24 protein-coding genes are annotated in these 27000 nt (G+C 66.9%); 8 read left to right on the forward strand and 16 right to left on the reverse strand.

From position 1 onward, the window contains the following. A partial coding sequence (locus RIE32_09360; GenBank protein ID MEQ9096456.1) for a tetratricopeptide repeat protein occupies positions 1-1633 on the reverse strand: 1633 nt, incomplete at its 3' end. A gap of 484 nt (positions 1634-2117) precedes the next feature. Between RIE32_09360 and RIE32_09365 the strand changes: the two genes are divergently transcribed. Continuing rightward, positions 2118-3803: an FMN-binding glutamate synthase family protein gene (locus RIE32_09365; GenBank protein ID MEQ9096457.1), complete on the forward strand. Its 1686-nt coding sequence runs from the start codon at positions 2118-2120 to the stop codon at positions 3801-3803. Here RIE32_09365 and RIE32_09370 read toward each other — a convergent pair. From RIE32_09370 to RIE32_09390, 5 genes are all read right to left on the reverse strand, one after another. Further along, entirely contained in the window at positions 3800-4978 is a 1179-nt protein-coding gene (locus RIE32_09370; protein MEQ9096458.1) for a hypothetical protein, read from the reverse strand. The genes RIE32_09365 and RIE32_09370 overlap by 4 nt on opposite strands. 27 nt (positions 4979-5005) lie before the next feature. Next, complete coding sequence (locus tag RIE32_09375; GenBank protein ID MEQ9096459.1) at positions 5006-5611, reverse strand: hypothetical protein; 606 nt, start codon at positions 5609-5611, stop codon at positions 5006-5008. A gap of 36 nt (positions 5612-5647) precedes the next feature. Beyond that, positions 5648-6985 carry a GC-type dockerin domain-anchored protein gene (locus RIE32_09380; GenBank protein MEQ9096460.1) on the reverse strand — a complete coding sequence of 446 codons (1338 nt, stop codon included), beginning with the start codon at positions 6983-6985 and terminating at the stop codon, positions 5648-5650. A gap of 99 nt (positions 6986-7084) precedes the next feature. Then, the gene (locus RIE32_09385) at positions 7085-8593 is read right to left on the reverse strand and encodes a sulfotransferase (protein ID MEQ9096461.1); all 1509 of its coding nucleotides are present in this window, start codon (positions 8591-8593) and stop codon (positions 7085-7087) included. Between the two features lie 42 nt (positions 8594-8635). Next, a complete protein-coding gene (locus RIE32_09390; protein MEQ9096462.1) occupies positions 8636-10042 on the reverse strand; it encodes a pyridoxal-phosphate dependent enzyme in 1407 nt (468 codons plus the stop codon). A gap of 170 nt (positions 10043-10212) precedes the next feature. On the opposite strand from RIE32_09390, the gene RIE32_09395 reads away from it, so the two are divergent. The 3 genes from RIE32_09395 to RIE32_09405 are packed head-to-tail and all read left to right on the forward strand — an operon-like array spanning position 10213 to position 12074. Continuing rightward, positions 10213-10815 (forward strand): hypothetical protein, encoded by a 603-nt coding sequence (locus tag RIE32_09395; protein ID MEQ9096463.1) that lies wholly within the window; start codon positions 10213-10215, stop codon positions 10813-10815. A gap of 54 nt (positions 10816-10869) precedes the next feature. Beyond that, positions 10870-11877, forward strand: a complete 1008-nt coding sequence (locus RIE32_09400; GenBank protein ID MEQ9096464.1) for a hexose kinase — start codon at positions 10870-10872, stop codon at positions 11875-11877. Beyond that, positions 11874-12074 carry a hypothetical protein gene (locus RIE32_09405; protein ID MEQ9096465.1) on the forward strand — a complete coding sequence of 67 codons (201 nt, stop codon included), beginning with the start codon at positions 11874-11876 and terminating at the stop codon, positions 12072-12074. The genes RIE32_09400 and RIE32_09405 overlap by 4 nt, the downstream gene beginning before the upstream one ends. 6 nt (positions 12075-12080) lie before the next feature. Here the strand turns inward: RIE32_09405 and RIE32_09410 are convergent, their stop codons facing one another. The 6 genes from RIE32_09410 to RIE32_09435 form a co-directional block, all read right to left on the reverse strand. Continuing rightward, the gene (locus RIE32_09410; GenBank protein ID MEQ9096466.1) at positions 12081-13604 is read right to left on the reverse strand and encodes a carboxypeptidase M32; all 1524 of its coding nucleotides are present in this window, start codon (positions 13602-13604) and stop codon (positions 12081-12083) included. Positions 13605-13640: 36 nt separating this feature from the next. Then, positions 13641-15389 (reverse strand): M3 family oligoendopeptidase, encoded by a 1749-nt coding sequence (locus RIE32_09415; GenBank protein ID MEQ9096467.1) that lies wholly within the window; start codon positions 15387-15389, stop codon positions 13641-13643. Between the two features lie 166 nt (positions 15390-15555). After that, positions 15556-16878 (reverse strand): hypothetical protein, encoded by a 1323-nt coding sequence (locus RIE32_09420; protein ID MEQ9096468.1) that lies wholly within the window; start codon positions 16876-16878, stop codon positions 15556-15558. A 27-nt stretch (positions 16879-16905) separates the two neighbouring features. Beyond that, positions 16906-18096: a hypothetical protein gene (locus tag RIE32_09425; GenBank protein MEQ9096469.1), complete on the reverse strand. Its 1191-nt coding sequence runs from the start codon at positions 18094-18096 to the stop codon at positions 16906-16908. A 60-nt stretch (positions 18097-18156) separates the two neighbouring features. Beyond that, on the reverse strand, positions 18157-19488 hold the full coding sequence (locus RIE32_09430) for a CCA tRNA nucleotidyltransferase (protein MEQ9096470.1): 1332 nt from the start codon (positions 19486-19488) through the stop codon (positions 18157-18159). 4 nt (positions 19489-19492) lie between these two features. Then, complete coding sequence (locus RIE32_09435; GenBank protein MEQ9096471.1) at positions 19493-20269, reverse strand: UvrB/UvrC motif-containing protein; 777 nt, start codon at positions 20267-20269, stop codon at positions 19493-19495. A 384-nt stretch (positions 20270-20653) separates the two neighbouring features. Here RIE32_09435 and RIE32_09440 point away from each other — a divergent pair, with 384 nt between their 5' ends. Then, complete coding sequence (locus tag RIE32_09440) at positions 20654-21562, forward strand: RNA polymerase sigma factor RpoD/SigA (protein ID MEQ9096472.1); 909 nt, start codon at positions 20654-20656, stop codon at positions 21560-21562. Positions 21563-21636: 74 nt separating this feature from the next. Here the strand turns inward: RIE32_09440 and RIE32_09445 are convergent, their stop codons facing one another. Beyond that, the gene (locus RIE32_09445) at positions 21637-21984 is read right to left on the reverse strand and encodes a MazG nucleotide pyrophosphohydrolase domain-containing protein (protein MEQ9096473.1); all 348 of its coding nucleotides are present in this window, start codon (positions 21982-21984) and stop codon (positions 21637-21639) included. A gap of 112 nt (positions 21985-22096) precedes the next feature. Here RIE32_09445 and rpsL point away from each other — a divergent pair, with 112 nt between their 5' ends. From rpsL to RIE32_09460, 3 genes are all read left to right on the forward strand, one after another. After that, complete coding sequence (gene rpsL, locus RIE32_09450) at positions 22097-22468, forward strand: 30S ribosomal protein S12 (GenBank protein MEQ9096474.1); 372 nt, start codon at positions 22097-22099, stop codon at positions 22466-22468. A gap of 157 nt (positions 22469-22625) precedes the next feature. Then, a complete protein-coding gene (gene rpsG, locus RIE32_09455) occupies positions 22626-23117 on the forward strand; it encodes a 30S ribosomal protein S7 (protein MEQ9096475.1) in 492 nt (163 codons plus the stop codon). Positions 23118-23193: 76 nt separating this feature from the next. Continuing rightward, positions 23194-24249: a ThiF family adenylyltransferase gene (locus RIE32_09460; GenBank protein ID MEQ9096476.1), complete on the forward strand. Its 1056-nt coding sequence runs from the start codon at positions 23194-23196 to the stop codon at positions 24247-24249. Here RIE32_09460 and RIE32_09465 read toward each other — a convergent pair. The 3 genes from RIE32_09465 to RIE32_09475 form a co-directional block, all read right to left on the reverse strand. Further along, positions 24246-24998 carry an SDR family oxidoreductase gene (locus tag RIE32_09465; GenBank protein MEQ9096477.1) on the reverse strand — a complete coding sequence of 251 codons (753 nt, stop codon included), beginning with the start codon at positions 24996-24998 and terminating at the stop codon, positions 24246-24248. The genes RIE32_09460 and RIE32_09465 overlap by 4 nt on opposite strands. 86 nt (positions 24999-25084) lie before the next feature. Then, entirely contained in the window at positions 25085-25726 is a 642-nt protein-coding gene (locus tag RIE32_09470) for a phosphoribosylanthranilate isomerase (protein MEQ9096478.1), read from the reverse strand. Beyond that, positions 25726-26883 carry a rhomboid family intramembrane serine protease gene (locus tag RIE32_09475; protein ID MEQ9096479.1) on the reverse strand — a complete coding sequence of 386 codons (1158 nt, stop codon included), beginning with the start codon at positions 26881-26883 and terminating at the stop codon, positions 25726-25728. The genes RIE32_09470 and RIE32_09475 overlap by 1 nt, the downstream gene beginning before the upstream one ends. Positions 26884-27000 lie beyond the last annotated feature (117 nt).

Genomic DNA, 27000 nt, shown 5'->3' on the forward strand with positions numbered 1-27000 from the left:
GATGGTCGCCCTCGAACAGTCGGCGATACATGGCCAGGGCCTCTGCATAGAGCGGCTCAGCCTCGCCCGCGCGGCCCAGCGACTCCCGCACGCTCGCGAGGTTGTTCAGGCTGCTCGCCACGTCCGGATCGTCGCCCTCGATCAGCCGGCGACGCATGTCCAGGTCTTCTTCACAGAGTGGCTCGGCCTCGACGGCGCGGCCCATCGCCTCCCGCACGCCCGCGAGGTTGTTAATGCTCATTGCTACGTCAGGATGGTCGCCCTCGAATAGCCGGAGTTGTATGGCCAGGGCCTGTTCATAGAGCGGCTCGGCCTCGCCCCCCCGGCCCAACGCCTGCCGCACGAACGCGAGGTTGTTCAGGCTCAGCGCCACGTCCGGATGGTCGCCCTCGAACAGCCGGCGACGCATGGCCAGGGCCTGTTCATAGAGCGGCTCGGCCTCGCCCGCCCGGCCCAGCGCCTGCCGTACGGCCGCGAGGTTGTTCAGGCTCAGCGTCACGTCGGCGTGGTCGCCCTCGTGCATGTGGCGGCGGATGTCCAGCGAGCGTGCCAGCAAACTTTCGGCCTCATGTAGCGCCGCGCCGTGGTCGGTATTTCCACGCCCGCGCAGCAACGCGACCGCGAGATTGTTCAGCACGGCCGGGTCGCCCTCACGCACGGCCAGCGCCGCCCGGTACGCCGGGATCGCCTGGTCGAACCTTCCAGCGTTGAAGTGCCGATCACCCCGCGCCCGCTCGAATAGGAAGTCCTCGTCGGCACGCTTGGTGTCGCGCTGCGCGAGCACCTCCTCCTCCAGTTCGCCAGCCAACGCGTCGTCGCCCTCCGCGACCGCGATGCGGTAGCGCGTCAGCGCATTGGCGAAGGGCTTGGCGGCGTCGAGGATGGCACGGTCCTGCGGGCTCAGCGGCGGGGGCCCGGGCGGCGCGTCGTCGCCGGCGGGGAGCCTGCGCACTTCGGATTCACGCTCTTCCAGCAGCGCCAGCGCCCGGTCGAGCTTCTCGCCCTGCTCGGCCAGCATCTCGTCCTGCCGATCGAAGCGCGCCATGATGCGATGCTCGAGATCGCCGAACGCGCTGGCAAGCGCGGCGGACGGCGGCTCGGCGACCGGCCCACCAACCGCGTGCATCGCCTGCCCGGGTACCAACTCCATGAACCAGGCCGCGCTCAGTCCCAGGAGGCCACGCCATGCCCATCGCGGTCCCGCGGCCTTGTCGAGCGGGACCTTGCGCACGCCCATGTCAGGATGCAATCGCAGCAACTCCACCGAAGCGATCGCACCCAGCAGCGCGAGCGCGGCGAACAGGGTCCAGGGCAGCGTGGCCGGCCACAGCACCGCCACGAGTGAAACGAGCAACAGCAATACCCACAGCCCCACGCGCACGATCGGGCCCTGCACGAAGTGGGCCCCGTGCCGACCCGCAAGCGTCGAAAAGAGCAAGGCGAGCGGCGTGCGCAGCACGGTCAGGCACAGCAGGACGACGATCAGGCCGGCGATGGCGAGCACGCACAGCCCGACCGGACGTTCGCTGTAGCCCAGACCCAGCCCGATCACCACGCCGGTGCCGACCACGGCCATCAGCCCCGTCGCCACGTGCGAACGCCGGCGAGCGTGCCCAGTCCGGTTGCGTGCCATGGTGTGGCCCCCCAGCCTCGCCCGGGCCCGGCCGCCCAAGGCCCGTTCGTACTTTATACGCTAGAAGTTGTTCTTGGGTTCAACATGGGCAGCTTGCGATCCGGCGGCCAGGCTCCACACCGCGAACGCCGCAGAACCCCCCTCACGCCCTCCCAGCGGCGATCCGTGCTCTTCAGGCCCGATGGCGAGGAGCGCAGGACCGGTGCTGGGCTCCTGAGCACCGGTGCTGCGCTCTCCAAGACCGGTGCTGCGCCTTGCGCGATCGGTCTTCGGCTCCTCAGCGCCGGCCCCGCGCTCTCCAGCACCGGTCCTGCGCGTTCTGGCGCCCGTCCCGGGCTTCTCAGCACCGGGCCCGGGCAGCTCGGGACCGGGCCTGGAAGATGTGCGGCCGCCGGCCCCGGGCCGTGCCCCCGCTAGCATGAACCGACCATGACGCCCGCGCCGGGGCGCGGGGGGTGGGGGCCTCTTGTCGGCGGAGCCGGGCATGACCGTGCGGCAGATCTTCTTCGGGTTCGCGCTGGCCGCCGCGGCCTACGGCGTGCTCTGCGCGTTGTTCTGGGCGCCGGGGCTCTGGGCGTTCGTCATCCTCGGGCCCGTGCTGGCGCTGGGGTTCTTCGACGCGTTCCAGCGCGAGCACACCATCCTGCGGACCTTCCCCGTGCTCGGCCACGGGCGATACCTCATGGAGATGATCCGCCCGGAGATCCAGCAGTACTTCATCGAGAGCCGGCTGGAGGCATACCCCATCGAGCGCGAGGTGCGCGACGTCGTCTACGCGCGATCCAAGAACGAGCTGGAGACCAACCCCTTCGGTTCGCACCGCGACATGTACGGCGCGGGCTTCGAGTGGGCCGAGCACTCCATCGCCCCGGCCAGGGTCCTCGAAACCCCGCCGAGGGTTGTCTTTGGCCAGGGCCAGTGCGAGAAGCCGTATTCGGCCTCGCTGCTGAACATCAGCGCCATGAGCTACGGCTCGCTGTCGCCCAACGCCATCCGCGCCCTCAACAAGGGCGCGAAGATGGGCGGCTTCTTCCACAACACCGGGGAAGGGGGCATCTCGCCGCACCACCTCGAGCACGGGGGGGACCTGGTCTGGCAGATCGGCACGGGCTACTTCGGCTGCCGGAACACCGACGGCACCTTCAACGCCGAGATCTTCCGCAAGAACGCGACCAAAGAAACCGTCCGGATGATCGAGCTCAAGCTCTCCCAGGGGGCCAAGCCCGGGCACGGCGGCGTGCTGCCGGGCAGCAAGGTGACGAAGGAAATCGCCGAGATTCGTGGACTCGAGCCGGGCAAGACGGTCCTCAGCCCCCCGGGCCACACGGCCTTCGACACGCCGGTGGAGCTGCTCGAGTTCATCGCAAAGCTCCGCGAGCTGAGCGGGGGCAAGCCGGTGGGCTTCAAGCTGTGCGTGGGCCGCTACGACGAGTTCTACGCCATCTGCAAGGCGATGGTGGCCACCGGGCTGCGTCCGGACTTCATCACGGTGGACGGCGGCGAGGGCGGGACGGGAGCCGCGCCATTGGAGTTCTCCAATTCCATCGGCATGCCGGCACACGACGCGTGGATCTTCGTGCATAATGCGCTGGTGGGTGTGGGCCTGCGAGATCAGATCAAGGTCATCGCCAGCGGCAAGATCATGACCGGCTTCCACGTGCTCCGCGCCCTGGCGCTGGGGGCCGACGCGTGCAACTCGGCGCGGGGCATGATGTTCGCCCTGGGATGCATCCAGGCGCTGCGGTGCAACACGAACCGCTGCCCCACGGGCGTGGCCACGACCGATCCGAGATTGGCCAAGGGACTGGTGGTGCCCGACAAGGCCGAGCGCGTGAAGCGCTTCCACCAGAACACGGTCAAGGGCTTCCTGGAACTGCTGGCGGCCCTGGGGCTGGACGACCCGGCGGAACTCCGGCCCAACCACGTCAACCGCCGCATCGGCGACACCATGATCGCCAACTACCACGACCTGTATGACTGGGACGAGCCGGGCGTGCTGCTCACGGTGGAGGGCGCGCCCGCCGACCAGACCGAGGCGAGCATGAACGGAAGGGCCGCGGCATGGAAGCGGGCCGACAAGGACCACTGGGCCTACCCGATGCACGCACGGCCCGCCGCGGTGGACCCCAAGGCCGGCCAGGACGAGACGCCGGTCGAGACGACGCGCTAGATCGCTCCGCGAGCGGGAAGGCGCCTCGTGCGCCAGGACAGGAAGAGGACGAGGACGGCGACCAGCAGGAGGGCTGCGCTGGCGCCGATGGCGGCGGCCAGGCCCCAGGGAGCGGCGGGGTGGTAGGGGGTTCGCGATGGGGTCGCAACGATCTCGCTGGTGAACGCGAGGCCGTCGAAGGAGGTGCGGCCAGGGCCCCGGGGGGAACGCGTCTCAAAGGGAACGGAACCGGCATCGCGCGCGATCTCCAGCACGCTGCTGTAGATCCGCACGGACCAGAATGGTGGGGGATCCTCGGTCCCCGAGATGCCCGAGGCGCTGATGAGGGCGCGCACGCCCATCTCGATATCCTTGCCCCGCTCGACCGACGCGGCATTGTCGTCTCGCAGGACCCACCAGTCGTCGCCCGATGTCCAGGACAGCTCCAGCGACGGTGTCCGCGACCGGATGCCGGCCCAGGGGCTGGGCAGTGCGCCCGCATCGGGGATCGCCACCGGGGACGCACGGGCGCTGGTGGCCGAACCAGGCATCCGGTACAGGTCATAGGGGGTCATGGGCGAACTCCTGACGATCGGATCGTTCCTCCAGACCGTTCTGGCGTTCGACGCATCCGGCCCGTGGGAGAGCGTGATCGTGAAGCGGCCCTCGATCGGACGACGCCGGGTGTGGCCGTGCGGCACCGTCGCGGGACCGATCAGGTCGCGCTCGAGCTCGATCGTCAGGCCTGGTGTCGCCCCGGTGGCCGGGTCGAGAAGGTCCGCCACGAATCCCGCACGCGACTGCCATCGCTCGAGCTCCGCCGAGCCGATGGTCCGCTCATTCGCCCACCGGGCGGCACTGGGCGCAAGCGAAACCGACCCCAGCGCCCACGACCCCAGCAGCACGAGCCCCACGACGAGCACCGGCGGCGCCCAGCGCGACCCGCTGGTTCTGCCGTCGAGACCAACGGCCGCGTAGCTGCACCCGCACTCGGGGCACGATTCGATCGTGCCCAGGGAAACCGCCGGATGCCCGCACGCGCCGCAGAGCATCGTGCCCGAACCGGACCGCCTGATCGCCCGGCGGACACGGACGGCCCTGGGCCTCAGCCCGATCGCCGCGGCCAGGAACCACAGCAGGCCGAGCGCGAGCAGGCCCAGGGCGATCCATCGGATGATCGGTTCGTGCGGCGGCATCCTGCCCCCTGTAGATGCGTCGGCACGCTAGACCCGGCCGTCTTCGGACGCGTTCGCCGCACTCAGCGTCGCGCACTCGGGACAGATCGCCAGCGGGCCGGCCGTCGCCGGAACCGCGCTCATGTCGTAGCCGCAGCCCGGGCAGCCTTCGGTATTGCCGACCTTCCACGCGGCATTGCATGCGGGACACGGCGTGCACCCGTCGGCATCGGCGGGCGTCGTCAAGAGCCACGCGGCGCACGATGGGCACTGGCCGCGGGCGGCCAGCAGCATCGCGGCCCTGGTTCGTCCCGCCTTCAGCCAGTGACCGCTCGCGATGCCCCGGGCGAAGAAGAAGCCGATCACGCCCATGCCGAACGAGATGAGCAGCGCGACGACCAGCCACCGCGGCACGCGCCCCACCCAGGCCGAAAAGGGCGCCGTGGCCGAGGCCAGCAGCAGCACGAGGATCGCGATGGTCCCCAACCATAGGGCGAAGGTGATCCGCACCCTGAGGATGGTCTCGCGTGACAGCGGGACGTCCGGCCGCATGAACCAGAAGAAGTGCGGCGGGGCCCGCAGCTCACGGATCGTGCCGCATGGCTTCCCGCGGTGATCGACCAGTCCCTGGGTGTTCGCCGCGGCGGAGGCCATGGACGAAGATAGCGGCCGCGCCGCGCGGGCGAAGGCCTACCGCGGGCAGCCGATGGCGAACATGTTCTGGTACTCGAGGAAGTCCAGGATGGTCAGGCGACCATCGCCGTCCAGGTCGGCACGCGCATCGCCCAGGTCGAAGCGATTGGAGAACTCCAGGAAGTCGAAGAGGTTCAGGTCGTCATCGCAGGTCAGGTCGGCCGGGCACGGATTGATGCATATGCCACGCGGATCGTTCAATGCGTCCTGCAGCGGGGCGTAGGTGATCGCCGTGCCGCCGTTGGCGCCACTGGTCTCCCGGCAGCCGCCATGGGTGTGGATGCCGATGGCCAGCCCGGTGGTGTCGTCGATCACCGGCGAGCCGCTGTTGCCGCTGGTCGTGTCCATGGCGTAGCGCAGGGCCGAGCCGCTGAACTCGACGAAGGGGCCCACGTGCGTCTTCTGGGCGCGATACCACGTCGGATCGACCGGGGCGCTCGTCACGCCGTGGCCGGTGACGCGGATGGGCTGGCCGGTGACCGGCGGGATGGTGGTTGCCAGATCGAAGGCGTCGCCCTGCGCCTCGTGCGGCCGCAGCCCGGTGTTCGGATTGGCGAATGCGCCCGCGTAGTACCAGTCGCGTCCGAGCCCGCTGGCGTCGTCCTGCACGCTGGCGGCGTCGATGGCGTACTGATCGTCGGGGTGGGGCATCACCGGCACGCCGCCGGGGGTCGACAGGGGGTTGTTGAAGTGCACCTGCACGAAGCCGCAGTGCCCGGCCGCCAGCACGCACTTCATGCAGTCGCTGATGAGCCACGCCGTGCAGTTGGCGCTCCCGCCTGCGCTCCAGCCCCTGGCCACGCGGGGGTCACTGGAAAGCTGGCGGTCGTCGGTGGGGCCGCAGATGCTGTCCGTGGGATCCGGCAGAGGCGTGAGCGAACCCGTGAAGTCCAGTTGCACGAGCGCGCTGTCGATGGTGATGGCGCTGGCGCCCGCATCGGGATCGCTCAGCACCTCGACCCTGACCGCACCGCCGTTGAAGAAGGCCGACATGGACTGCCATTGCTCGACGTGCACCGCTTCGAGGCGTTGCTCGGCGTCGTCCTTCAGCGACGTCAGCCGGATGATCGTCGGCGCCGCGCCGGCGGGAGCCTCGGCCAGGTCCACCGGACCAAAGTCGATCCGCATCCAGCCCGCGCCTTCCACCCGGACGACCGTCTCATAGATCGAGACCCGCCCGCGTTTGTCGGCGATGGGTGCGGCGGGGTCGTCGGGCATGACCGGGCCGCTGGCCAGGTTGATGGGCACCGAGATGGGATCGATGGGTTCGGCAACGGCCGCCGAGGCGGCGAACATGGCACAGGCCACAACGGCAATGGGGGTCGCGGGGTGCATGGCGGTCTCCTCGTCGCGACCGACCGGGCCGCGGACGGGGGCCATTGTCGCCCAAACCGCCGGCAATTGCAAGGCTATTTTGCCCCCCGGGGCCGCCGCTCAGGGATAGGCCGGAAAGTCCACGCCCGAGATCTGCCCGGCGTAGTTGGCGTGGCGCCCCACCGAAGAGGTGTACAGCGGCCGGTTCACCTGGTCATAGCTGAGCGTCCGCAGCGTGCGTTTGGTCTTGTAGAACTCCCGGCAGGCGTCGTCCCATTCGAGCCCGAGGAAGTCGATGATCCGCGGCAGCTGCGTGGCCGGATCGCGTACCATGTCCTCGTAGCGCACTTCCAGGAACGGCACGTCCAGGGTTCGCTTCCAGTGGTCCATCAGCCGCTCGGTCTGCTCGTAGGCCCGGGCGACCCAGTCCAGCCGCGTCGTCCAGGGCATCGCCATGTTGTTGAAGGCGCCCATGTAGCAGGAGATGGCCACGTCCCTCGGATCGCGGCGGATGTGGATGATCCGCGTGTTTGGAAAGAGCCGCGCGAGCAGCCCGGCGATGCGCGTGTTGCCGATGGCCTTGTTGGCGATGCGCGCGTCGTCGGGGGCGGTCTTGCGGATCTCGCGCACGTAGTCCTCGGCCGCGCGCGTCCACTTGAATCGATTCAGGCTGCCGAACCGCTTGCCCTCGGGCGCCTCGGGCCTGTACGCGGCCATCACCTGCGCGAAGAAGCGTTCCAGCGTATCGAGCTCGCCCACGCCGGCGGCCTTGGAGTGAGCGTGGATGATCTGGTCGAGCAGGCTGGTGCCCGAGCGTGGCATGCCCGCGATGAACACCGGAACCTCGCTGTCGCACGAGCTCTCGGGGAACGTCGCCATGTTCTCCTTCGACCACATCTCGATGATGGCCGTGGTCTGCCGCTCGTAGGCATCGGGATCGAACGGCCTTCGATCCACCTCGTTGCCCGCCGTCGCGGCCCCGAACGCCTCGGCATAGCGGCCGGCGCGGTCGAGCGCCTTGGCCTTCAGGTGCCACGCCGCGGATCGCAGCTCGCGCGGCGTGTCGACGGCGCGGTGCAGCCCGTCGATGATGTCGATCGCGCGGTCGTACTCGCCCGCCTGCACGCTGAGCTTGGCGCGCTCGAATTGGAGGTGCGGCGGTAGTGGCTGGTTCCTCGATTCGAGCTGGGAAACCATGTCGTCCACCACCGCGCGGGCCTCGTCGGTGCGGCCGGCCTCTTCCAGGCACCCAGCTCGATGGATCCGCAGCGGCACGTCGCCCGGCACGAGTTCGAGCGCCCTGTCGCACAATTCGAGCGCCAACTCGGTGTTGGCCGCTCGGCGCTCCAGCCGGCTGAGCACCGTGAATGCCCCGGCATTGGGGCCCTGGTTGAGCGCCTTGCGGCCGTGATGGCGGACCTGCTCGACGTCGCCGGTGCGCTCGGCGATGGCCGCGAGGAACAGGTGCAGCTGCGCATCGCCGGGCATCTTCTTGAGGCCCGCCGTGGCCAGTTCGTGCGCTTCGGCCAGGCGGCCCTGCTCGAAGGCCTGCTGTACGGGATCGACGACCTTCCGGCGCCGCTGGATCTGCTGCGGGCTCAGCCGCATCTGGGTATAGCCGGTGCTCATCGCCGAGATGATACCGAAGCGAGCGAGGCCCGGCCGTTCACGTCACACGCCCGCGGGCTGCATCCCGCTCGCAACGCCGTTGCCGCCGGCCCGGGCCAGGTGTTCGATCAGGTCGATCTCGCTGAGCACGCCGATGATCTTGCCTTCGCTGACGACGATGGCAGCCTGCTGTTCCCCGAACACGCCGTAGAGCTCTTCCACGCGGGCCGAGGGGCTCAGGATGCCGCCGATCTGCGTCTCGATAGCGCTGACCGGGCTGGTGATGTTCACCTCGTCCTTCTGCAGGCCGCGCAGGATGTCGATCTCGTGCACCATGCCCAGGGGCTTGCCCGCGTCGTCGGTCACGGGCACCTGGCTGATGCCGTGGCGACGCATCAGGTCGATGACGTCGCGCAGCGGCTTGTCCTCGTGCACGGTGATGACCGTCGCGCCCTTGTCGATGAGGTCGCCCACCACGCCCAGGCCGCGGGGCTTCTCGAGCAGCCCGTGCATCTTCATCCACTCGTCGTTGAGGTACTTGGTCACGTAGCGCGTGCCGCTGTCGGGGCAGATCGCGATGACGCTCTTGCCCTCGCCCAGGCGCTTGGCGACCTCGACGGCCACGTGCACCATGCCGCCGCTGGACCCGCCGCAGAACAGACCTTCTTCTCTGATCAACCGCCGGGCCATCGTGAAGCACTCGTAGTCGTTGACCTGGTGCATCTCGTCGACCACCGAAGGATCGAACGCCCGGCAGACGATGTCCTCGCCCAGGCCCTCGACCTTGTAGACGTACGGCGTGCTGGGCTCGCCCGTGTAGAAGATGCTGTAGTGCACGCTGCCCAGCGGATCGACGCCGACGATGAGCGTCGTGGCGCCCTTTTTCTTGAAGTACCGGCCGATGCCGCTGATCGTGCCGCCCGTGCCCGTGCCCACCACGATGGCGTCGACGTTGCCTCCGTCGGACTGCTCGAACAGTTCGGGCCCGGTCGACTGCTCGTGCGCCTCGATGTTCCACTGGCTGTGGTACTGGTCCATGTAGAAGGCGTTGGGCGTCTCGCGCGCGATCGTCTTGGCGCGGTTCACGTAGTGCTCGGGGCTGTCGCCCGGCACGTCGGTGGGAGTGATGATGACCTCGGCCCCGAAGCTGCGCAGGCCGTCGATCTTCTCGCGGCTCATCTTGTCGGGCATCGTAAAGACCGCGCGATACCCGCGGGCCGCGGCCACCATGGCCGCCCCCATGCCAGTGTTGCCGCTGGTGTTCTCGACGATCGTCCCGCCGGGCTTCAAGAGCCCCTCTTCCTCGGCCCGCCTGATGATGTGCCAGGCCATGCGGTCCTTGATGCTGCCCGCGGGGTTCATGAACTCGCACTTGGCGTAGACGGTCGCCGCGCCGGGGGGCACGACCTTGTTCAGCCGAACCAGGGGCGTGCGGCCGATGGCGTCGAGGATGGTGTCGTAGGCGTGCATGTCCTGTTTCCCACGGGGTTTGGGGGCTGCAAAGCGGGGGCCAGTGCGACCGGTTCGGCCGCCAACCTGTAGGGTAGGGGGGAACTGGCCGGGCCCGCCGTACGGATCGGATCCCGCGGCTGGGGTTCTCCCGGCCGGCGTGGGGCTCGAGAACGGCCAAGGAGAACACCATGAATGCGCGAACGATCGCGATGCTGGGTCTGGCACTTGCCACCCCGGTGGCGTCCGGGCAGACGGTGCCGCCCGTGGGCATCGTCATCGAGGTGGACGATCCAGAACTCCAGCCCGGCGAAAGCACCATGCTGACGCTCTCGGCGGCATGGCTGGGCGCATCCACACGCACGTACGACATCGCACGGGTCGACACGAACCTGCTTGCTTCGACGGGCGGACTCGGGTTGAGCGATCCGATGCTGCTGGCGCCCATGAACGGCCCCGGGACCCTTGTCGGCGAGATATCCGCCACCGGCGTCGACGGCATCCTCGCGGGCAAGCTCAACTGGCCGTTCCCGATCTTCCCGCCTCCGCCCTACCCGCTCCCCTTCTGGCAGGTTACCTATACCGCGCCGGACGACGTCGCGGCCCCATTCGAGGTCGAACTCTCGACCGTCACGACCAGATTCGATGCCTACATCGAGATGACCAGCCACGAGACTGTGGCGCTGATCGGCGAGGTCGTGGAGGGGGAGGCGACCATCCGCGTTATTCCAGGGCCGGGTAGTGGCGTTTTGCTCGTGGCTGGTGCGTGCTGGACAGCCCGGCGGAGGCGATAGACCCGTTCGAGCGCAGGCTCATCGGGTTCGCCCATCTTGCCGATACCATTACCCATGGACGACGCCCCGGCCCGCATCTTCACCCTCACCCTCAACCCCTGCATCGACATGGGGGTCGAGGTCGAGAAGGTCGAGCCCGAGCACAAGCTCCGCTGCGCCAAGCCCAGGCGTGAGCCCGGCGGCGGGGGGCTGAACGTCACCCGGGCCATCGCCGAGATCGGGGGCAAGTCGACGGCGGTCTTCCCCGCAGGCGGCAAGGTGGGCGACCTGCTCAAGTTCCTCGTGGGCTTCTACTGCACGGGCAAGTCCTGCGACCAGCGGGGCGTACCCGTACACGCGCCCACCCGCGAGAACGTCATCGTCACCGAGACAAGCACCGGCAACCAGTTCCGCTTCAACATGCCCGGCGCCGAACTGAGCGACGACGAGGCCGACGCGTGCCTCGAGGCCCTGGTCGACGGCGTCGGCTCGATCGAAGGCGGCGGGCTGGCGGTTATCAGTGGCAGCCTGCCCCCGGGCGTCGAACCGCCGTTCGTGCGGACCATCATCGAACGCGTGCGAGCGGTCGGCGGCCGCGTCGTCGTAGACAGCTCGGGCCCCGCGCTGCGAGAGGCCCTCGGCATGGGCGTGTGCATGGTCAAGCCCAACCGCCGGGAACTGGCCGACACCGTGAGCAACATGGATCCTGACGAGGCCGACCCCGCCGTCGTGGGCGCCGCGGCCATCGAACTCGCCCAGAAGCACAACATCACCTACGTCCTGGTCAGCATGGGCGGAGACGGCGCCGTTCTGGCCATGAAGGACGGCTACGCGTATTGCAAGGCGCCCAAGGTCGACGTCAAGAGCGCCACTGGTGCGGGCGACAGCATGGTTGCCGCCGCCGTCCTGGCCATCGAGCGAGGCTGCACCCCTGAGGAGATCCTCCGCGACGGCGTGGCCGCGGGCGCCGCCGCCGCCATCACCCCGGGCACCGAACTGCTCAAGCGCCCCGACTTCGAGCGGCTGCGTGATTCGATGCCCATGCCCAAGATGACGCGAGCCGCAGCAAGGGCCAAGGCATGAGCGATCACGAGAACAAGCCGGGCGTCATGCGGTCCCTGGGCGCCTTCGTCGGCGAGATCGTCAAGGCCGTCAAGACCGACCCGCAGAAGTATGACGAGCGTCGCCCCCGCGAGATCGGCGACCATGACGAGGTCATCCTCCGTCGCACGACGACAACCGTCGACGAGGTGCGCATTCGCAAGAGCGACGATGCGTGAAGTCGCTTAGAGCTTGTAAACTTCGCGCAGCTTCCCGCCCAGGTAATCCATCAACGGCTGGCTCTCCAGCGGCCGTCCCGTCACCTTCTCGCACAACTCGCCAGCGCCGTACCGCCGGCCGTGCGCATGGATGTTCTCGTTCAGCCACTTCTTGAGCCGGCCAAAGTCGCCCTTGGCGAACTCGTCCTCGAGCCCCGGCAGATCCTGCCTGATCTTCTGCCAGAACTGGGCGGCGTAGAGATTTCCCAGCGTGTAGGTGGGGAAGTAGCCGAACAGCCCGAAGCTCCAGTGCACGTCCTGCAGGCAGCCGTTGGTGTCGTTGGGCACGTCCAGGCCAAGCAGTTCCTTGAAATGCTCGTTCCAAGCGCCCGGCAGGTCGCCGACGGACAGATCGCCCGAGAGCATCGCCCGCTCGATACCAAAGCGCAGCATGACGTGCAGGTTGTAGGTGCCCTCGTCGGCCTCGACTCGGATGTACGTCGGCCGCACGATGTTCACCGCGCGGTAGACTTCTTCCTCGCCATACTTGCCAAGCTCGGCGAACTGGTCGCACGCTTCCTGATAGATCCACCGCCAGAACGGCCGGCTGCGCCCGACCATGTTCTCCCACATGCGGCTCTGGCTCTCGTGGATGCCCAGCGAGATGTCGTCGGCCAGCGGCGTCCCGAAGCTATTGATCTGCTCGCCGCCGGGGCCCTCGTGCGTGCCGCCCTTGGGCAGGCCCTGCTCGTACATGCCGTGCCCGGCCTCGTGCATCGTGCCGTAGAGGGCTCCGGGAAAGTACTTCTCGTCGTATCGCGTCGTGAGCCGCGTGTCACCCGGCGCGAGCCCCTCGCAGAAGGGGTGCGTCGTGATGTCCAGCCGTCCGGCGTCCAGATCGAAGCCGATGGCCTTGAGCACGTGCATGCCCAGTGCGTGCTGGCGGTCCTCGGGCGCGTGCACCTTCGTCGGCGCATCATCGGGCGCGTGGCCGCTCTCGGTCAGTTCCTTGACGAGTGCTGAGAGCTTCTCGCCAAGAGGTGTGAACACGCTCTCGACTTCCTTCGCCGTCGCGTTGGGCTCGTACTCGTCGAGCAAGGCGTCGTACAGCTCGCCCTCGTAGCCGTACGCCTCGGCCTTCTGCCGCGACAGGTCGACCATCTTGCCAAGCCAGGGCTCAAAGGTCTTGAAATCGTTGTTCTTCCGCGCGTCCTTCCAGATGTCCTGGGCCTTGCTGCCCGTCCTTGCGAGCTCTTCGACAAGCGCCTTTGGCAGCTTCGTACGTCTGTCGTAGTCACGCCGAAACTCGCGAACGCACGCGCGCTGCTGGTCGTTCAATGTTGCGTCCTCGGCGGCCGAGATGAGGTCGCCAAGTTCGCTCGACGTACCGCGCTCGTGCATCATGCCCGCCAGGAGCGCCATCTGTTCGGCACGGGCGTCGCCGCTAGCCCTGGGCATGTAGGTTTCCTGGTCCCAGGCGAGCAGGGCGGCAACGGACTTGAGCGTGGCGCCCTGACGCCCGTAGGCGCACAACTCGGCGTACTTTGACATGCGGCATTCTCCGTAGGAAATCTGGAGCGATCGTACTTACTCGGGCAGCTTGGCCAGCTCGGCCTCAACGCGCTCTGCAAGGCGCGAGATCGTGTCGACCGAAAAGTCCAGCTTGATTCCCGCCGCCTCGAACAGTTCGGGAAGCGGACGCGAGCCGCCCAGCGACAGGGCGTGCAGGTACGCGTCGATGGCTGTCGATTCGCCCTCGTCCAGCGAACGCATCCACAACTGGAGCGCCCCCAGCTGGGCGATGCCGTACTCGATGTAATAGAACGGATGGCTGAACAGGTGCAGCTGCCGCTGCCACTGCGTCTCGCGCTCGCGCTGAAGCCCGTCCCACGAAACGTCGTTACCGAACCGCTTGTCCAGCTCGAGCCAGTGCTGGGTCCGCTCTTCGTGCGTGTGCTCGGGATTTGAGTAGATGAAGTGCTGGAACGCATCGATGGTCGCGATCCACGCCAGCATGGAGACGCTGCCCTCGAGCTGCTCGCGCATCGCCCGGGCGTGGTTGGCTTCATCGCTGTAGAAGCCGTTGGGCCCACCCCAGTGGGGCATGCTCAGCAGTTCCATCGACATGCTCGCCACCTCGGCGAACTCAATCGGGCTGTGGCGATAGTGCAGCAGCGGCTCGTCCTTGCACATCATGCTGTGGAAGGCGTGTCCCGCCTCGTGCACCATGGTCTCCACGTCGCGGTGCAGGCCCGCGGCGTTCATGAAGATGAACGGCTCGCGTACGCGATCGCGCATGTACTGGTACCCGCCCGGGCCCTTGCCCTTGCGGCTGTCCAGGTCGAGCTGCGCGCCATTGGCCGGGCCGTCGCTGTTGCTGCCATCGCCCAGCGTCGCGAACATCTCGGCCAGCCGCGGATCGATCGCGTCGAAGGCCGCCTTCGACTTGTTCACCAGTTCCACGCCGCCCTTGAACGGCTTGAGCGGCTGGCGACCCTTCGGATCGACCGCCAGGTCCCACGGCCGGAGCGGATCGATCCCCATCTTCTCGCGACGCTGTGCGTCCAGACGACGCTTGAAGGGCACGACCACCTTGGCCACCGCATCATGGAAGTCCTTGCAGTCCGCGGGCGTGTAGTCGAAGCGATGCATGGCCGCGAACGAATAACCCACGAAGTCCGTGTGCCCGGCGTTCTGCGCCATCTGGTGGCGCAGCTCGATGAGCCGGTCGTAGATGCCGTTGATCTTGGTCGCGTCCTGCAGCCTGCGCTCGGCGATGCCGCGCCAGGCCTTCTCGCGCACGTCGCGGTCGGTCTCCTGCAGGTACACCGCCATCTGCGGGAGCGTCTTCTCTTCGCCATCGAACTCGACGGTCATCGCGCCGATGGTTTCGGTATAGGTCTGCTCGACCTTATCGATCTCGGTCTGAATCGGCACGTTCTCGTCGCGGTACAACTCCACGTCGGCCTTCACGTCCCGTGAGAGGACCTCGTAGCGTTCCCCACCCAGACCGAACTCTTCGAACAGTTCGACCTGTCGCTTGTCGAGTTCAAAGCCCGCGGGCTTGAGCTTGGGCGCCACGTTTTCCAGAAAGTTCGTATAGGCGGTGCGCTTGGGCTCGCTGGCCGTGTCGCACGTCATCGCGATATAAAGGTTGGCCTGCGCTTCGCTGCACGCCGCTTCCAGTTCGCTGCGGTCGACCAGCCAGCGCTCCAACTCGTCCTTGTTCGATACGTCGCGCTGGGCCAGTTCCTCGAACAGCGGACGCACGTTGTCCCACTTGGTCGCGTCGATGTCCTCGGGTACAAGACCGGTCGTGGCGGGCGCAGTGGTCATGGGAAGAGCCTCCGGGTCTGATTCCTGAAGATGCCGCACGGGATCCGGCCCGTCGGCGGCGAAAGCCATGATAGACCGCCGCCCAATTCGATCGAACGGGGCTGCGCAAACGAAAAGGGCCATCCTCGCCAGAGGATGGCCCCGGATGCATGATCTGGGAGGTGGCTTACTTGGCCAGGTCTCGCAGCAGTTCTTCCTGCTCGCGAACCCACTTGCGGAAATCCTCTTCCGAGCGGTTGAGGATGAACAGCGCCAGGCGCGGGTTGTTATCCACCATGCGGACGATGGAGTTCAGGCTCCGCCGGGCGAAGCCAATGAACTTGCCACGGCTCTCTTGCGGCGCGTTCCGAGCGAGGCCCACGGCCACGGTGTAGCCATCGAAGTACTGGTTGATGCTCTGCTCATCGCGCGCGGTCTGCTCGCGAAAGTCGCGGATGTACTTCTCGGCCTTGCTCACGGGCCACGGGACGCCCTTGACCTCTTCGCCAACCCACTCGACCTCGGTCAGGCCCATGGCCTTGCCCAATTCATCGAGCGTATCGGCGATGCCGTCGGCAAACCCGATCTGCGTCGCCACGTCGCTGGTCAGCGCGAGCACACGATTCGGCTTGTTGATGATGACCTCGCCGTCGGTGTTCTGGTACATCGCAGCCACGCGGCCATTCTCGTCCAGGTCGACCGAAAGCGGCTCCATGAGCTGCATGGCGCGAAGCAAACGAGGATCGTGACCGCCACGCTCGCTGATCAACTCGGCATCGTAAAGAATGTTCTCCAGTTCACGGCCCTGCACGGCCTGCATGGCCCCGAACCAGGCCGTGTTGCCGCCGTAAGCGCCGCGACGCATGAAGTAGTGCTCCGACAGCGTGTGCGGCGTGAGCGACGCGGCCGAAATCGCGTAATCGATCCACGCCACGGTGCGGAAGCGGGGCTTGAACTCGTTGTGCAGCACGTCGCTCAGCGGCTGCAGCTCAAGGACGGCGCCACCGCCGGAGTTCACGCGGAACACCACGATGTCGATGTTCTCTTCTTCCAGCAGCGGAATAACTTCACGCAGCGACTGGGCCGTGATGTACGTGCCCACCATGCCCTGGCCCGTGTCCGCATCGCCGTAGCTCAGCACGGCGGCACGTGGGGCGCCCGGCGAGGTCGTCGCCCGACGCGTGCGCTCGGGCGTGGTCTTCGAGGCTTCCGGTGCCGGGGCCGGATCGGTCACCGTCGGCGAGGACGGCGCGACTTCTTCGCCACCTGCATCAACGTCGCGCTCGATGCGCAACACGTCCGAGGCGGCGAAGAACTGCGTCAGTCCATCGGGGGTCTTCACCCAGACCGAGCCGTTCAGTTCACGGGCGATCTCGCCCTCGATCACGCGGCCGTCGTTCAGGGTCACGCGGTCGATCGCAAAGCCGAACTGGACGCAGCCAAGGACGGCCACCGCACACGCGGCGTTCATCGCCAATCGACGCAACTTGTTGTACGCAATGCTCTTCATGGTCAGTCTCCCGAGAGTGGCGATCGATCAGCGTTCATCGGCCAGTTGTTCAAGTTCGAGCCGCTGCAGGCGGAGGCGGAAGTCCGAGATGAGTTGCTGAGGCCGCCCGACGTTGCGGAACACGTCGATGTGATACGGCACAATGGCCTCCTTGTATCGCTCGAGCAATCCGATCATCTGCTGGAGCTTGGCGCGCTGCTGGCCTCGGGCCCGACGACGCTCGTTCCAGTCGCCTTCGACCTGGATCTCGCTGTACTCGCGGAACAAGCGGCTCAGCGCGTTCTCCGTGCGCTTGATGCTCTCGGACCAGTCGTCCATGATCCGATCGCCGTTGCCGACCATCTCGTGGTTGCGGGCGATGCCAAGCTCGAACAGCAGGTCGTCCAGGGTGCTCGCGGTGCCCTTCGACACGCCCAGGACACGAGCAGTGTCCGCCCGAAGCGTCAGCCAGTTGGTGCCCCTGCCGCGAGCCAGTTCCTGGATGGTGTCCTTCTTGCTGTCGTCCAGTGCGTCGTTGGTCAGCAGGAACTCATCAGTGCTCTGCGGCTCACGCTCCAGGTACACCGGTCGACCGCCTTCCAGGCGATACGAGAGCACGTAGTCGCCACGGGCCATTGCTTCGATCAACTTCGGCTCATAGCCCGATGCGATCACCATGCCCTTGGCCGTAGCCAAGCTGGCCGCGACGAGTTTCTCCTTCACGACTTCGTCGCCCTGCTGAAACTGCAGGTACACGCCGCGGATGCCGCCGATGCGGCCATCGGGATGGAAGTACATGGTGTCCGAGAGGAACGGCAGGAACGCCGAGCTACCCATCGCGTTCTTGACCCAGAACACGATCTGAGGCTTCCTTTCCCAATCGAGGAACGCTTCGTCGGTGAACACCGGACGGATCGGCCGGATACCGAAAATGTCGAAGATGCCCGAGTCGTCGGACATTTCCTGCTGGAGCGGATCCTCCCGCTCGAACCAGTTCACGTCGACTTTGATGATGATGTAGTCAGCGCCGAGTTCGCGGGCTTCGTTCATCGCCTCGGTCAGCGGCGTGAACGAGATGTCCTTTCCAAACCAGCCGTCGGCCGTGAAGTAGTAGACCTTCGCCGGCTCCTGCTGGGCCAGCGCCGGGCCAGCCGTCAGCAGCACCGTGGCAACCAGTCCCACCCACAGCTGACGCAGGCGGTTCCAAACCCCTCGCCCTCCACAGTCTCGCGTGCTCATCGTGTTCGGGCCTCCATCAATGCGGATCCCAAGAGCAAGCCACTCGCCCCCGGGACCGGGTCAGTTCGTATTCGGATCGTTGCCCGTGCGGGGTTCGGATCCATCCGTTTGGACGCTCAACGACGCCAGATGTTCCAGCAGTGCATCACGATTGGGCGCCTCTCCCCCCAGTTGAAGATCATACAGGGCCTCCAGAACCCGAGCAAAACCCGGTCCTGGTTGCCAGCCCTTCGACACGAGGTCATCGCCGGTCACCCACCGCGGCGGCGCGAGCCCGCCGGTCTCCGAGGCCAGAGCCTCCACCCTTTGTGTCACGGCCTGAGCCAGGGTGGCGTCCTCGGCGTGCAGGATCATCAGGGCATCCCCGAATCCATCCGATGACGCCAGACGTTTCTGCGCCGCCTTCGAACGTTGTCCGAACCCCTCGAGGATCTCGAGCCTTCGAGTCAGGCACGCCGTCAACAGTGATGTCTCGTCGTTGCTCAAGCACAAGGCCCGCCGCGTGCTTCGAACCGAAGGCCAAACGTCGTCCGGGCTGCCGCCCCGACCGCGATCCAGCAGCCACGCGGCCAGGGAGACCATCGTGCGGGCATTCGTCGGCAGGCCGCTTAAGCGAGGATGGGCATGCCCGGCTCCGATGCTGGGCATCGCCAGGACCGGGCCGTCGAGCCCGAGTTGCTGCAGCATCGCCGCCGCGCGATGCCTCGAGGCATGGGACAACATGCGGCGGAGTTCGCCGCCGATGCGTTCGCGACTGACCCCCTCGAGTTCGAGCGCGTGCTCGGCGATGGCGTGGGCGGTGGTGGGATCGATCTCGAAACCCAGGCGAGCGGCGAACCGAACCGCCCGCAGCGCCCTCAGGTGGTCTTCGGCAAGCCGGCGATGCGGATCGCCCACGGCGCGAACCATACCCGCCCGAAGGTCGGCCAGCCCTCCCACGAGGTCGATGACGCGTCCGCCGACGTGCTCGCCAGGGTGGCGCTCGGTCCAGTCGGCTTCGTCAGCCAAGGGGTCGAGAAAGAGGGCGTTGATCGTGAAGTCCCGCCGTTCGGCGTCGGACTGCGCATCGCTGAAGGTGACCTCGTCGGGCCTGCGGCGATCGGTATACGAGCCATCGCTGCGGAACGTCGCCACTTCCGTCCAGACGCCCAGCTTCTTGACCTGCACGACACCGAACTGCGCGCCCACCAGCCTGGCCCCGCGAAATAGCTTGGAAAGCCGATCGGGCGTGGCGTCGGTGGCCACGTCAAAGTCTCCCGGCTGGATGCCCAGGAGCTCATCCCGAACGCAGCCGCCCGCGAAGAAAGCTTCGTGCCCCTGGCCACGCAAGTGGGAGACAACGGCCAGCGCTGCGGCGCGCTCGTCGGATGCGTTCGCCGGAGGCTGGGTCATCGGGTCAGGCCTTTGGGGGATGGTCGCGCAGCGACTTGATCTCGTCACGAAGGATCGCCGCCAGTTCGTAGTTCTCGGCCTCCAAGGCCCGCTCCAGGCGAGACTCGAGTTCGGCGGCCTGGCTCGGCATCAGCTTGGGATGGATGGCCTCGCGCATGCCAACCAGCGTGCGTCGCTCGGCCGACGATTCAAACGCCTCGGGCTCGCCCGCCTCGGCAAAGGCCAGCTGGAGCCCATCGAGCCCCTCATCGATCAGCGCGACCGCTGCCTTGGTCTCGTTGGCTCGGATCATCTGTCCGGCCAGGGCGCGCGTGCGGACGGTGATGATGAACGGCCTGTAATGGATCATCGATCGCTGATCGCTTTCCTCGCTGGCGTGCTTCTGCAGGAACTCGATGAGCCGGAGGTTCCGCCCCGTGTCACGAATGACGCCATCGAAGTCGTTAAGGACCAATAACGCGACGTAGCGGTGGTAATACTGGGCCGCTTCCTCGCGGAGCATCTTGCAATCATCGGCCGATAACGAGAATCCGTCCCCGGTTCCGCCTTCTTCGGCCATGACTTCGGCGTCATCTGCGAGACTTTCGTAGTACTCAAGCAAACTCCGATAACCATGGGCGAGGCGTCCATCGGGCCGGCCGTCCACGTGCATCTGGAGAAGGCCTAAGTCCAGTCGTACCTGCAGTAAAGGCTCTCCGTCCTGCCCCTGGATCAGGCGGATGTTGGGCCTGGTGCGGTCGAACGGCCAGTCTTCGAGAATGTCCGATATGTCACGGTTCATCGATGATTTCGTGTTCATGGGGTCCAAATAGGCTTGCAGACGGCCGGGGCCTTTGGGTAGCATAGTGCTCGAGGAAGTCTCACCCGCGTTCGCTGACGCCGGAAACCCGCGCTTCTTTGAGGAGAGAGGCAAGACGGGCCTCGGCACAGGCGGAACATCTTCGCCTGTTGGGTGAATCCGACCTCGTTGGCGTCCGTGCGCCTGCAATGGATTTGAGCCACTTGCGCGGAGGCTCGATGAATCCGTTGCGGCTGGCGGACGAATACGTGGTAGGAGGACGGTGTGCTACCCGTTGATTCTCGTGGGGGCACATCGCGAAAGGTGGGATGAGTAGTGAGTGCGATGACCGGTAATCAATCTGCAAGTTCTGGGGTGCGCTCCGAGTTGCAGCTGTACCTTGACGAAATCAAGCAAACGCCCCTTCTGACGGCCGAAGAAGAGCGCGAGTTGGGCTATCGGATCCAGCGGGAGAATTGTCCGGAGGCGCGTGAGCGCATGATCCGGGCCAACCTCCGCCTGGTCGTGGCGATCGCCAAGAACTTCGCCAACCGCGGGCTGGTGCTCTCGGACCTGATCGAAGAGGGCAACATCGGGCTGATGCGGGCCGTCGAGGGATTCGATCCCGACCAGGGCGCCCGCTTCAGCACCTATGCCTCCTGGTGGATCAAGCAGGCCATCAAGCGGGCCCTGATCAACGCCTCGCGGCCGATCCACGTGCCGGCCTATATGGTCGAACTGATCGCCCGCATGCGTCAGGTCTCCCGTGAACTCGAGGGCGAGACGGGCTTTGCCCCCTCCATCGAGCAGATCGCCGAAGCCATGGACCTGCCCGTCAAGAAGGTCCGCGCCATCCGTCGGGCCATCCGGGCCACCCGCGCCCAGACCCAGCCGGTCTCGGGCGACGAAAACACGCCGGGCCTGTCCGATGTCGTGGCCGACGATCGCTACGCACCGCCCAGCGATCGGCCGCTTCAGGCCGATGAGATGGCCACCCTGCGTCGCCTGATGGAGACCATCGACGACCGCGAGGCCGCCATCCTCAACGCCCGTTTTGGGCTCGACGGCCGCGACCCGCTCACCCTCAAGCAGGTGGCCGAGCGGGTGGGACTCAGCCGCGAACGCGTCCGCCAGATCGTCGACGAGGCGATCACTAGGCTGAACGCCCAGCTGACCGACGAGCGGCCAAGCCGGTTCTTCCGAGAGAACCGCACCCGCACGGGCGATCCGCTGAGCCCGCAGCGCGCAAGGGCCCGTGCCATGGCCGCCGCCGCCCGCTCTCGAAGCGCAGGCTGATTGCTGGTTCCAGTTCGACCCAACGAGGCCCGGGCACAAGCCCGGGCTTTTTCGTGCCCTGGCAGCGCGCTGTGCTAGTGCTTCACGCCTTCGACCCGGCCCGGGTCGGTGTACTTGCTGACCGCCTTGCCCAAGTCGACCCCGGCGATGTTGGCCAGGGTGGTCAGCCAGGCGAGGACGTCGGCGAACTCTTCCTCGAGGTTGGCTCGGTCGGCCTCGCTTGGGTTGCGGTCGGGGGCGCAGTCCTGGAGAGAGGTGGCCAGTTCGCCCACCTCCTCGATGAGCCACATGAAGGTGCCCGGCACCCCGCGGGCGCTGTCGGTGGCGTGGTAGCGGTCTCGGATGAGCCGCTGGAAGTCCCGCAGGGTCAAATCGGGGCCTGAGTCGGCCTTGCGGCCGGCGGTGGAGGCGGCGTCGGTCATGCCCCACGGTAGACCGGCGATGGGCGTGGGCGCTATACTCGGGGCCCTGCCGAGAGGTCTCGGCGGGTGTAGCCGTGGATCGAAGACCCAAAGCCCAGGATACCAGTCGCTTATGCCGACGATCAACCAACTCTGCCGCAACCCCCGCCGCACGCCCAAGGTGAAGTCCAAGGTGCGTGACATCGAAGGCTGCCCGCAGCGTCGCGGGGTGTGCCTGAGCGTGAAGACGATGACCCCCAAGAAGCCCAACTCGGCGCTTCGCAAGGTGGCTCGCGTTCGCCTGAGCAACGGCCGCGAAGTGACGGCCTACATCGGCGGCGAGGGCCACAACCTGCAGGAGCACTCGATCGTGCTTGTCCGCGGTGGTCGCGTGCCCGACCTGCCCGGCGTTCGGTACCACGTCGTGCGTGGTGCGCAGGACAGCCTGGGCGTCGACGGCCGTAAGCAGGGCCGCTCGAAGTACGGCACCAAGAAGGGCAAGTAAGCCCGACTCGTCGGCCGGCGCGTGAGAGCGTGCGGGCGCGGCTTTCGTCCCAGTTTTCGTTTGTCACAACGGCAAGTAATCCCGCTCGCTGGCCTCATCGGGGCGGGGTGAACACACGGTCGGCTTCGCGTCGACGGATGAGCCAAAGGAGTCTCGCATGGCCGGTCGCATCACCGCGTCCGAGGATCAGCTTCGTCCCGATCCTCGCTACAACGACATCACTCTGGCGAAGTTCATCAACTGCGTGATGCGCGACGGCAAGAAGACGCGCGCCACGCGTGTTGTCTATGACGCGATGGACCTGATCGACGAGAAGCTCAAGAAAGAGAACAACCCCGACGCGCCCGAAGACGCGCTCACGCTCTTCCTGATGGCCATCGACAACGTGAAGCCGTACGTCGAGGTGCGCAGCAAGCGCATCGGTGGCGCCAACTACCAGGTGCCCCAGCAGGTCAAGGGCCGCCGTCAGCAGAGCCTGGCATTCCGCTGGATCATCACGAGCGCCCGCGGCGAGAAGGGCCGCCCGATGGCCGGCCGCCTGGCCGACGAGCTCTACAACGCCGCCCGCGGCGAGGGCAAGGCCATGACCATCCGCGACCAGACCCACCGCATGGCCGACGCCAACAAGGCGTTTGCCCACTTCGCGTAGGGTCGGTCGCTACCGACTGTCCCCCGTCAAGGCCGCGAGCAAGCTCGCGGTTTTTTCGTGCGCGTAACCTTTCAGCATGGATCCGTCCGTTGATCGCTACCACCGCCAGAAGATGATCACACAGGTTGGCGATGCGGGCCAGCGCCGCTTGTCCGAGGGACGGGTGCTCATCGTGGGATGCGGGGCGCTGGGGTGTGCCCAGGCCGATCTGCTGGTGCGCGCGGGGGTGGGTCACGTACGCATCGTTGATCGCGACATGGTCGAGCCCACGAACCTGCAGCGTCAGGTCTTGTATGCTGAGGCGGATGTAGGTAAGGCCAAGGCGATCGCGGCAGCAGACCGGCTGCGGGCGATCAACTCGGGCGTGATGATCGAGCCTATCACCGCCGATGCTACGAGCGAGAACATCGAGGAGTTGGCCGAGAGTGCCGACGCCATCCTCGATGGCACCGACAACTTCGAGACCCGCTTTCTGCTCAACGACGTCTCTGTGAAGCTGGGCGTTCCCTATGTCTACGGCGGGGTCATCGGCACCCGGGGCATGGCGGCGACGTTCGTGCCCGGTGGGGGCCCGCATGCGACGCCGTGCCTGCGATGCGTGCTTCCCGAAGTTCCGCCGGCGGCCAGCGTACCGACCTGTGACACGGCGGGCGTGCTGGGGCCGGCCGTTTCAATCGTCGCCGCGCAACAGGCAACCGATGCGATGAAGGTGCTGCTGGGGCGTGTCGACCTATTGAGCGCCACCATGCTCGAGTTCGACTTGTTCGAAAACGTTCGCCGGCGATTCAGGCTCAAGGACATCGCCTCCGATCGTGCGTCGTGCCGCTGCTGCGGGCTGGGCCTGTTCGACTCCCTCGATGGTGGGGCGACGAGCGCGGCTCAGGCGCTGTGCGGTCGCGGGGCCGTCCAAATCTCGCCCACCCAGGGAACGGCCATCGCATTGGAAGACCTCGCCGGCAGGCTCGCGGCCCATGGGCCCTGCCGACGCGTAGGGCCCTTGCTGAAAGCCGAGACCACGCTGGGTGAAAAGCGATTCGGCCTGACAGTCTTTCCCGATGGCCGGGCGATCATCACGGGCACCGAAGACCTTGCCGAGGCTCGGTCGATCTACGCGCGCCTGATCGGCACTTAGGCCTCGGCCATCTCGGCGGTCACAACGTTGTCGGCAAAGCCCTGGTATGCGCCGCCGATTTGCTTGGCCATGCTGTCTGGCCACACCAGGAAATCGCCGCTCTTAAACGCCGCGAGGATGGCATCGGCCACGAGGCTCGCCGGTTCGGCGATGTCGTCCAGGCCGGCCTGGCTTCCCATGTCGGTGGCGATGGGACCTGGGTGCACGCTGAAGACAGCCGTGCCCTGCTCGCCGAGTTGGGCGCGCAGGCCCTGCGTGATGGCGTACGACGCGGCCTTCGAGGCGCAATAGGTCGCAAAATCAGGGAAGGTCTTCATCGATACCACCGAGTTGAGCTGCACGAACGCGCCGCCCCCGTTGGATTTCAGCACCGGTGCGAACGCGCGGGCCGCGCGCATGAGGCCGTAGACGTTCGAATCGATCTCGAATTGCAGCGACTCGAACGCGTCGTCGGCCAACGCATTGGAGGTGCGCAGCACGCCGGCGTTGTTGATCACGATCTCGACGTCCGAAGCCGTCTTGGCGGCGTTGTTGATGGTCGCTTCGTTCGTCAGGTCAAACGGCACGGCCACCACCCGCTCGCCGTACGCGTCGATCAGCGGCTGGGCGGATTCGGGCCGGCGAACGGCTGCGTAGACCTTGGCAGCGCCGGCCTGAAGCAGGCCCTCGGTGATGGCCCTGCCGATGCCGCGGTTGGCGCCGGTGACCAGCGCGACCTTGCCCTTGATGTCGATGGTGTTGGTGCTCATCTGTCGTCTCCTTGATCCGGGTTCGGATGGCAGCCTCCGGCTCCCAAACCGGTGGCGGACCAGAAGAATGCACCTGCATTGATCTCTTATTCCGGCTCGCCCGCAGCATCGGCCCTACGCACGGCCCGGCAGAACTTCCGAATCAGGTCGGGGCTCTTGGTCCCCGGGCTGCCCTCGACGCCGCGAGAAACGCTGACGCCCCAGGGCCTTGCGGCCTTGACGACTCCAGCGACGTTCTCTGGCGTCAGCCCGCCGGCCAGGATGACCCGGGCCTGCGACAGGGCGATGGGTCGGGTGAGCTTCGGGGCGAGGTCCGGCCAGTCGGCCTCTGGCGACGCTTCGATTAAGATTGCGCAGACCTCTTCGATGCCGTGCCAGTGCCGGAGCGTGGCATCAAGCGTCGCCGCGTCGTATCGCACGGCCTTGATGGCGTCCGGACCAATGCGGCGGACGAGGTTGTCCTTCTCCGAGCCGTGGAGCTGGCTGTACGGCGCCGGGCAGACGGCCTCGGTATCGAGGAAGTCGTCGAGCGTCGGATCGGCGTACACCGCGACGGCCGTGGTCATCGGCGGCAGCGAGGCCAGGATGTCGGCGGCAAGTTGCGGATCGACGTGGCTCGTGGCGTCGGGCCGGAAGTCGAGACCGACGGCATCAGCGCCGGCTTCGGCTGCGATCTCGGCGGTCTTCAGGTCTCGCACGCCGCAGATCTTGATCCTCGTCCTGGGCATCAGTGCTCCTCCGACGAGAGTGCTTCAAGGTCAGCACGCGCGACATCGCGAAGGTGCTCCTCCTTGAGTTCCACGATTGCGTGTTCGAGCAATGATCGAGCGCGATCGGTCTGGTCCAGGTGGTCCGCCAGAATCCGCGCGAGCAGCACACGCACCATCGGGGCCTCCGGGTCGTGCTCGTGTTCTTCGAGGAATCCCTCGTACGCCGACGCCGCGAGCTGGTGCTGCGACTTCTGGTACAGCGCGTTTGCAAGATCGAGCTGGGCGTCGCGGGGCAGCCTGGTCTCGGCGCCCGTGTGCCCCTCGATCAACTTGCGATACATCGTGGCGGCCGAACCGGGCCGGCGCTCGCTCAATGCGGCTTCGATGCCGCGACGCAATTGGTCGGCGGTCTGTGCCTGGGGCTTGGTTCGCTCGCGGCGGGTGGCCTTCGTCGCCATGGGTTTGTCCCACCCGGCGCCGCGCACCGCGCCCCGGATGTTGCCGCGGCGCCGCCGCTGGTTGATCGCCGTGAACAGGTCGTAGGGCTCTCTGGGGACCAGCCGAAAAGCCAGCAGCACGAACGCCACGGTAAAGCCATACGCGTAGCCGGCCAGGTGGGCTTCCACGGCGACGTTGCCGCCGCCCAGGCCGAAGCGGAATAGGTCCTTTGCGATGGCCAACGCGATGAACACCCACGCCGGCAGCACGAACACGCCGATGAGGATGAAGAACAGCAGCACGCGCACGCCCGCGAGCGGAAACATGACCAGGTACGCGCCGGTGCAACAGGCCACGGCACCCGAGGCGCCCACGACCCGGGCATCTTTGAAGAGCGCATGGGCGAGACCCGTCGCGATGGCTCCCACGAGGTAGAACGCCGCGAAGCCGACGTGCCCCAGCCTGTCCTCGACGGCTTGCGCGAACACCCAGAAGAAGAGCATGTTCCCCAGCAGGTGCAGCGCCCCGCCGTGCAGGAAGGCGTAGGTGAGCCAGGTCCACCACCCGCTGTTGCCCGGATCGAGCACGAACATGTCCACCGGGCCCCCAACGACCGTGGGGAGGTTGCTCGTGACGGCCAACTGGACCAGGTAGGCGACGATGTTGAGACCCAGCAGCGCATAGGTCACCACGGGCGTTCGGCGGAGCGGTCGATCGGTGCCCAGGGGGATCAGCACGGCCGATGGTACCCGGGACGGGGCCACCGGCCCGCCAGTCCCCGCGGACAGCCCGCATCGGGCGTTCCCCGGGCGACCAGCACGGCTAGACTGCCGCCACGAAGCCCGCCTGGGGCG

The sequence above is a fragment of the Phycisphaerales bacterium genome, from assembly GCA_040221175.1.
GTDB lineage: Bacteria > Planctomycetota > Phycisphaerae > Phycisphaerales > UBA1924 > JAHCJI01.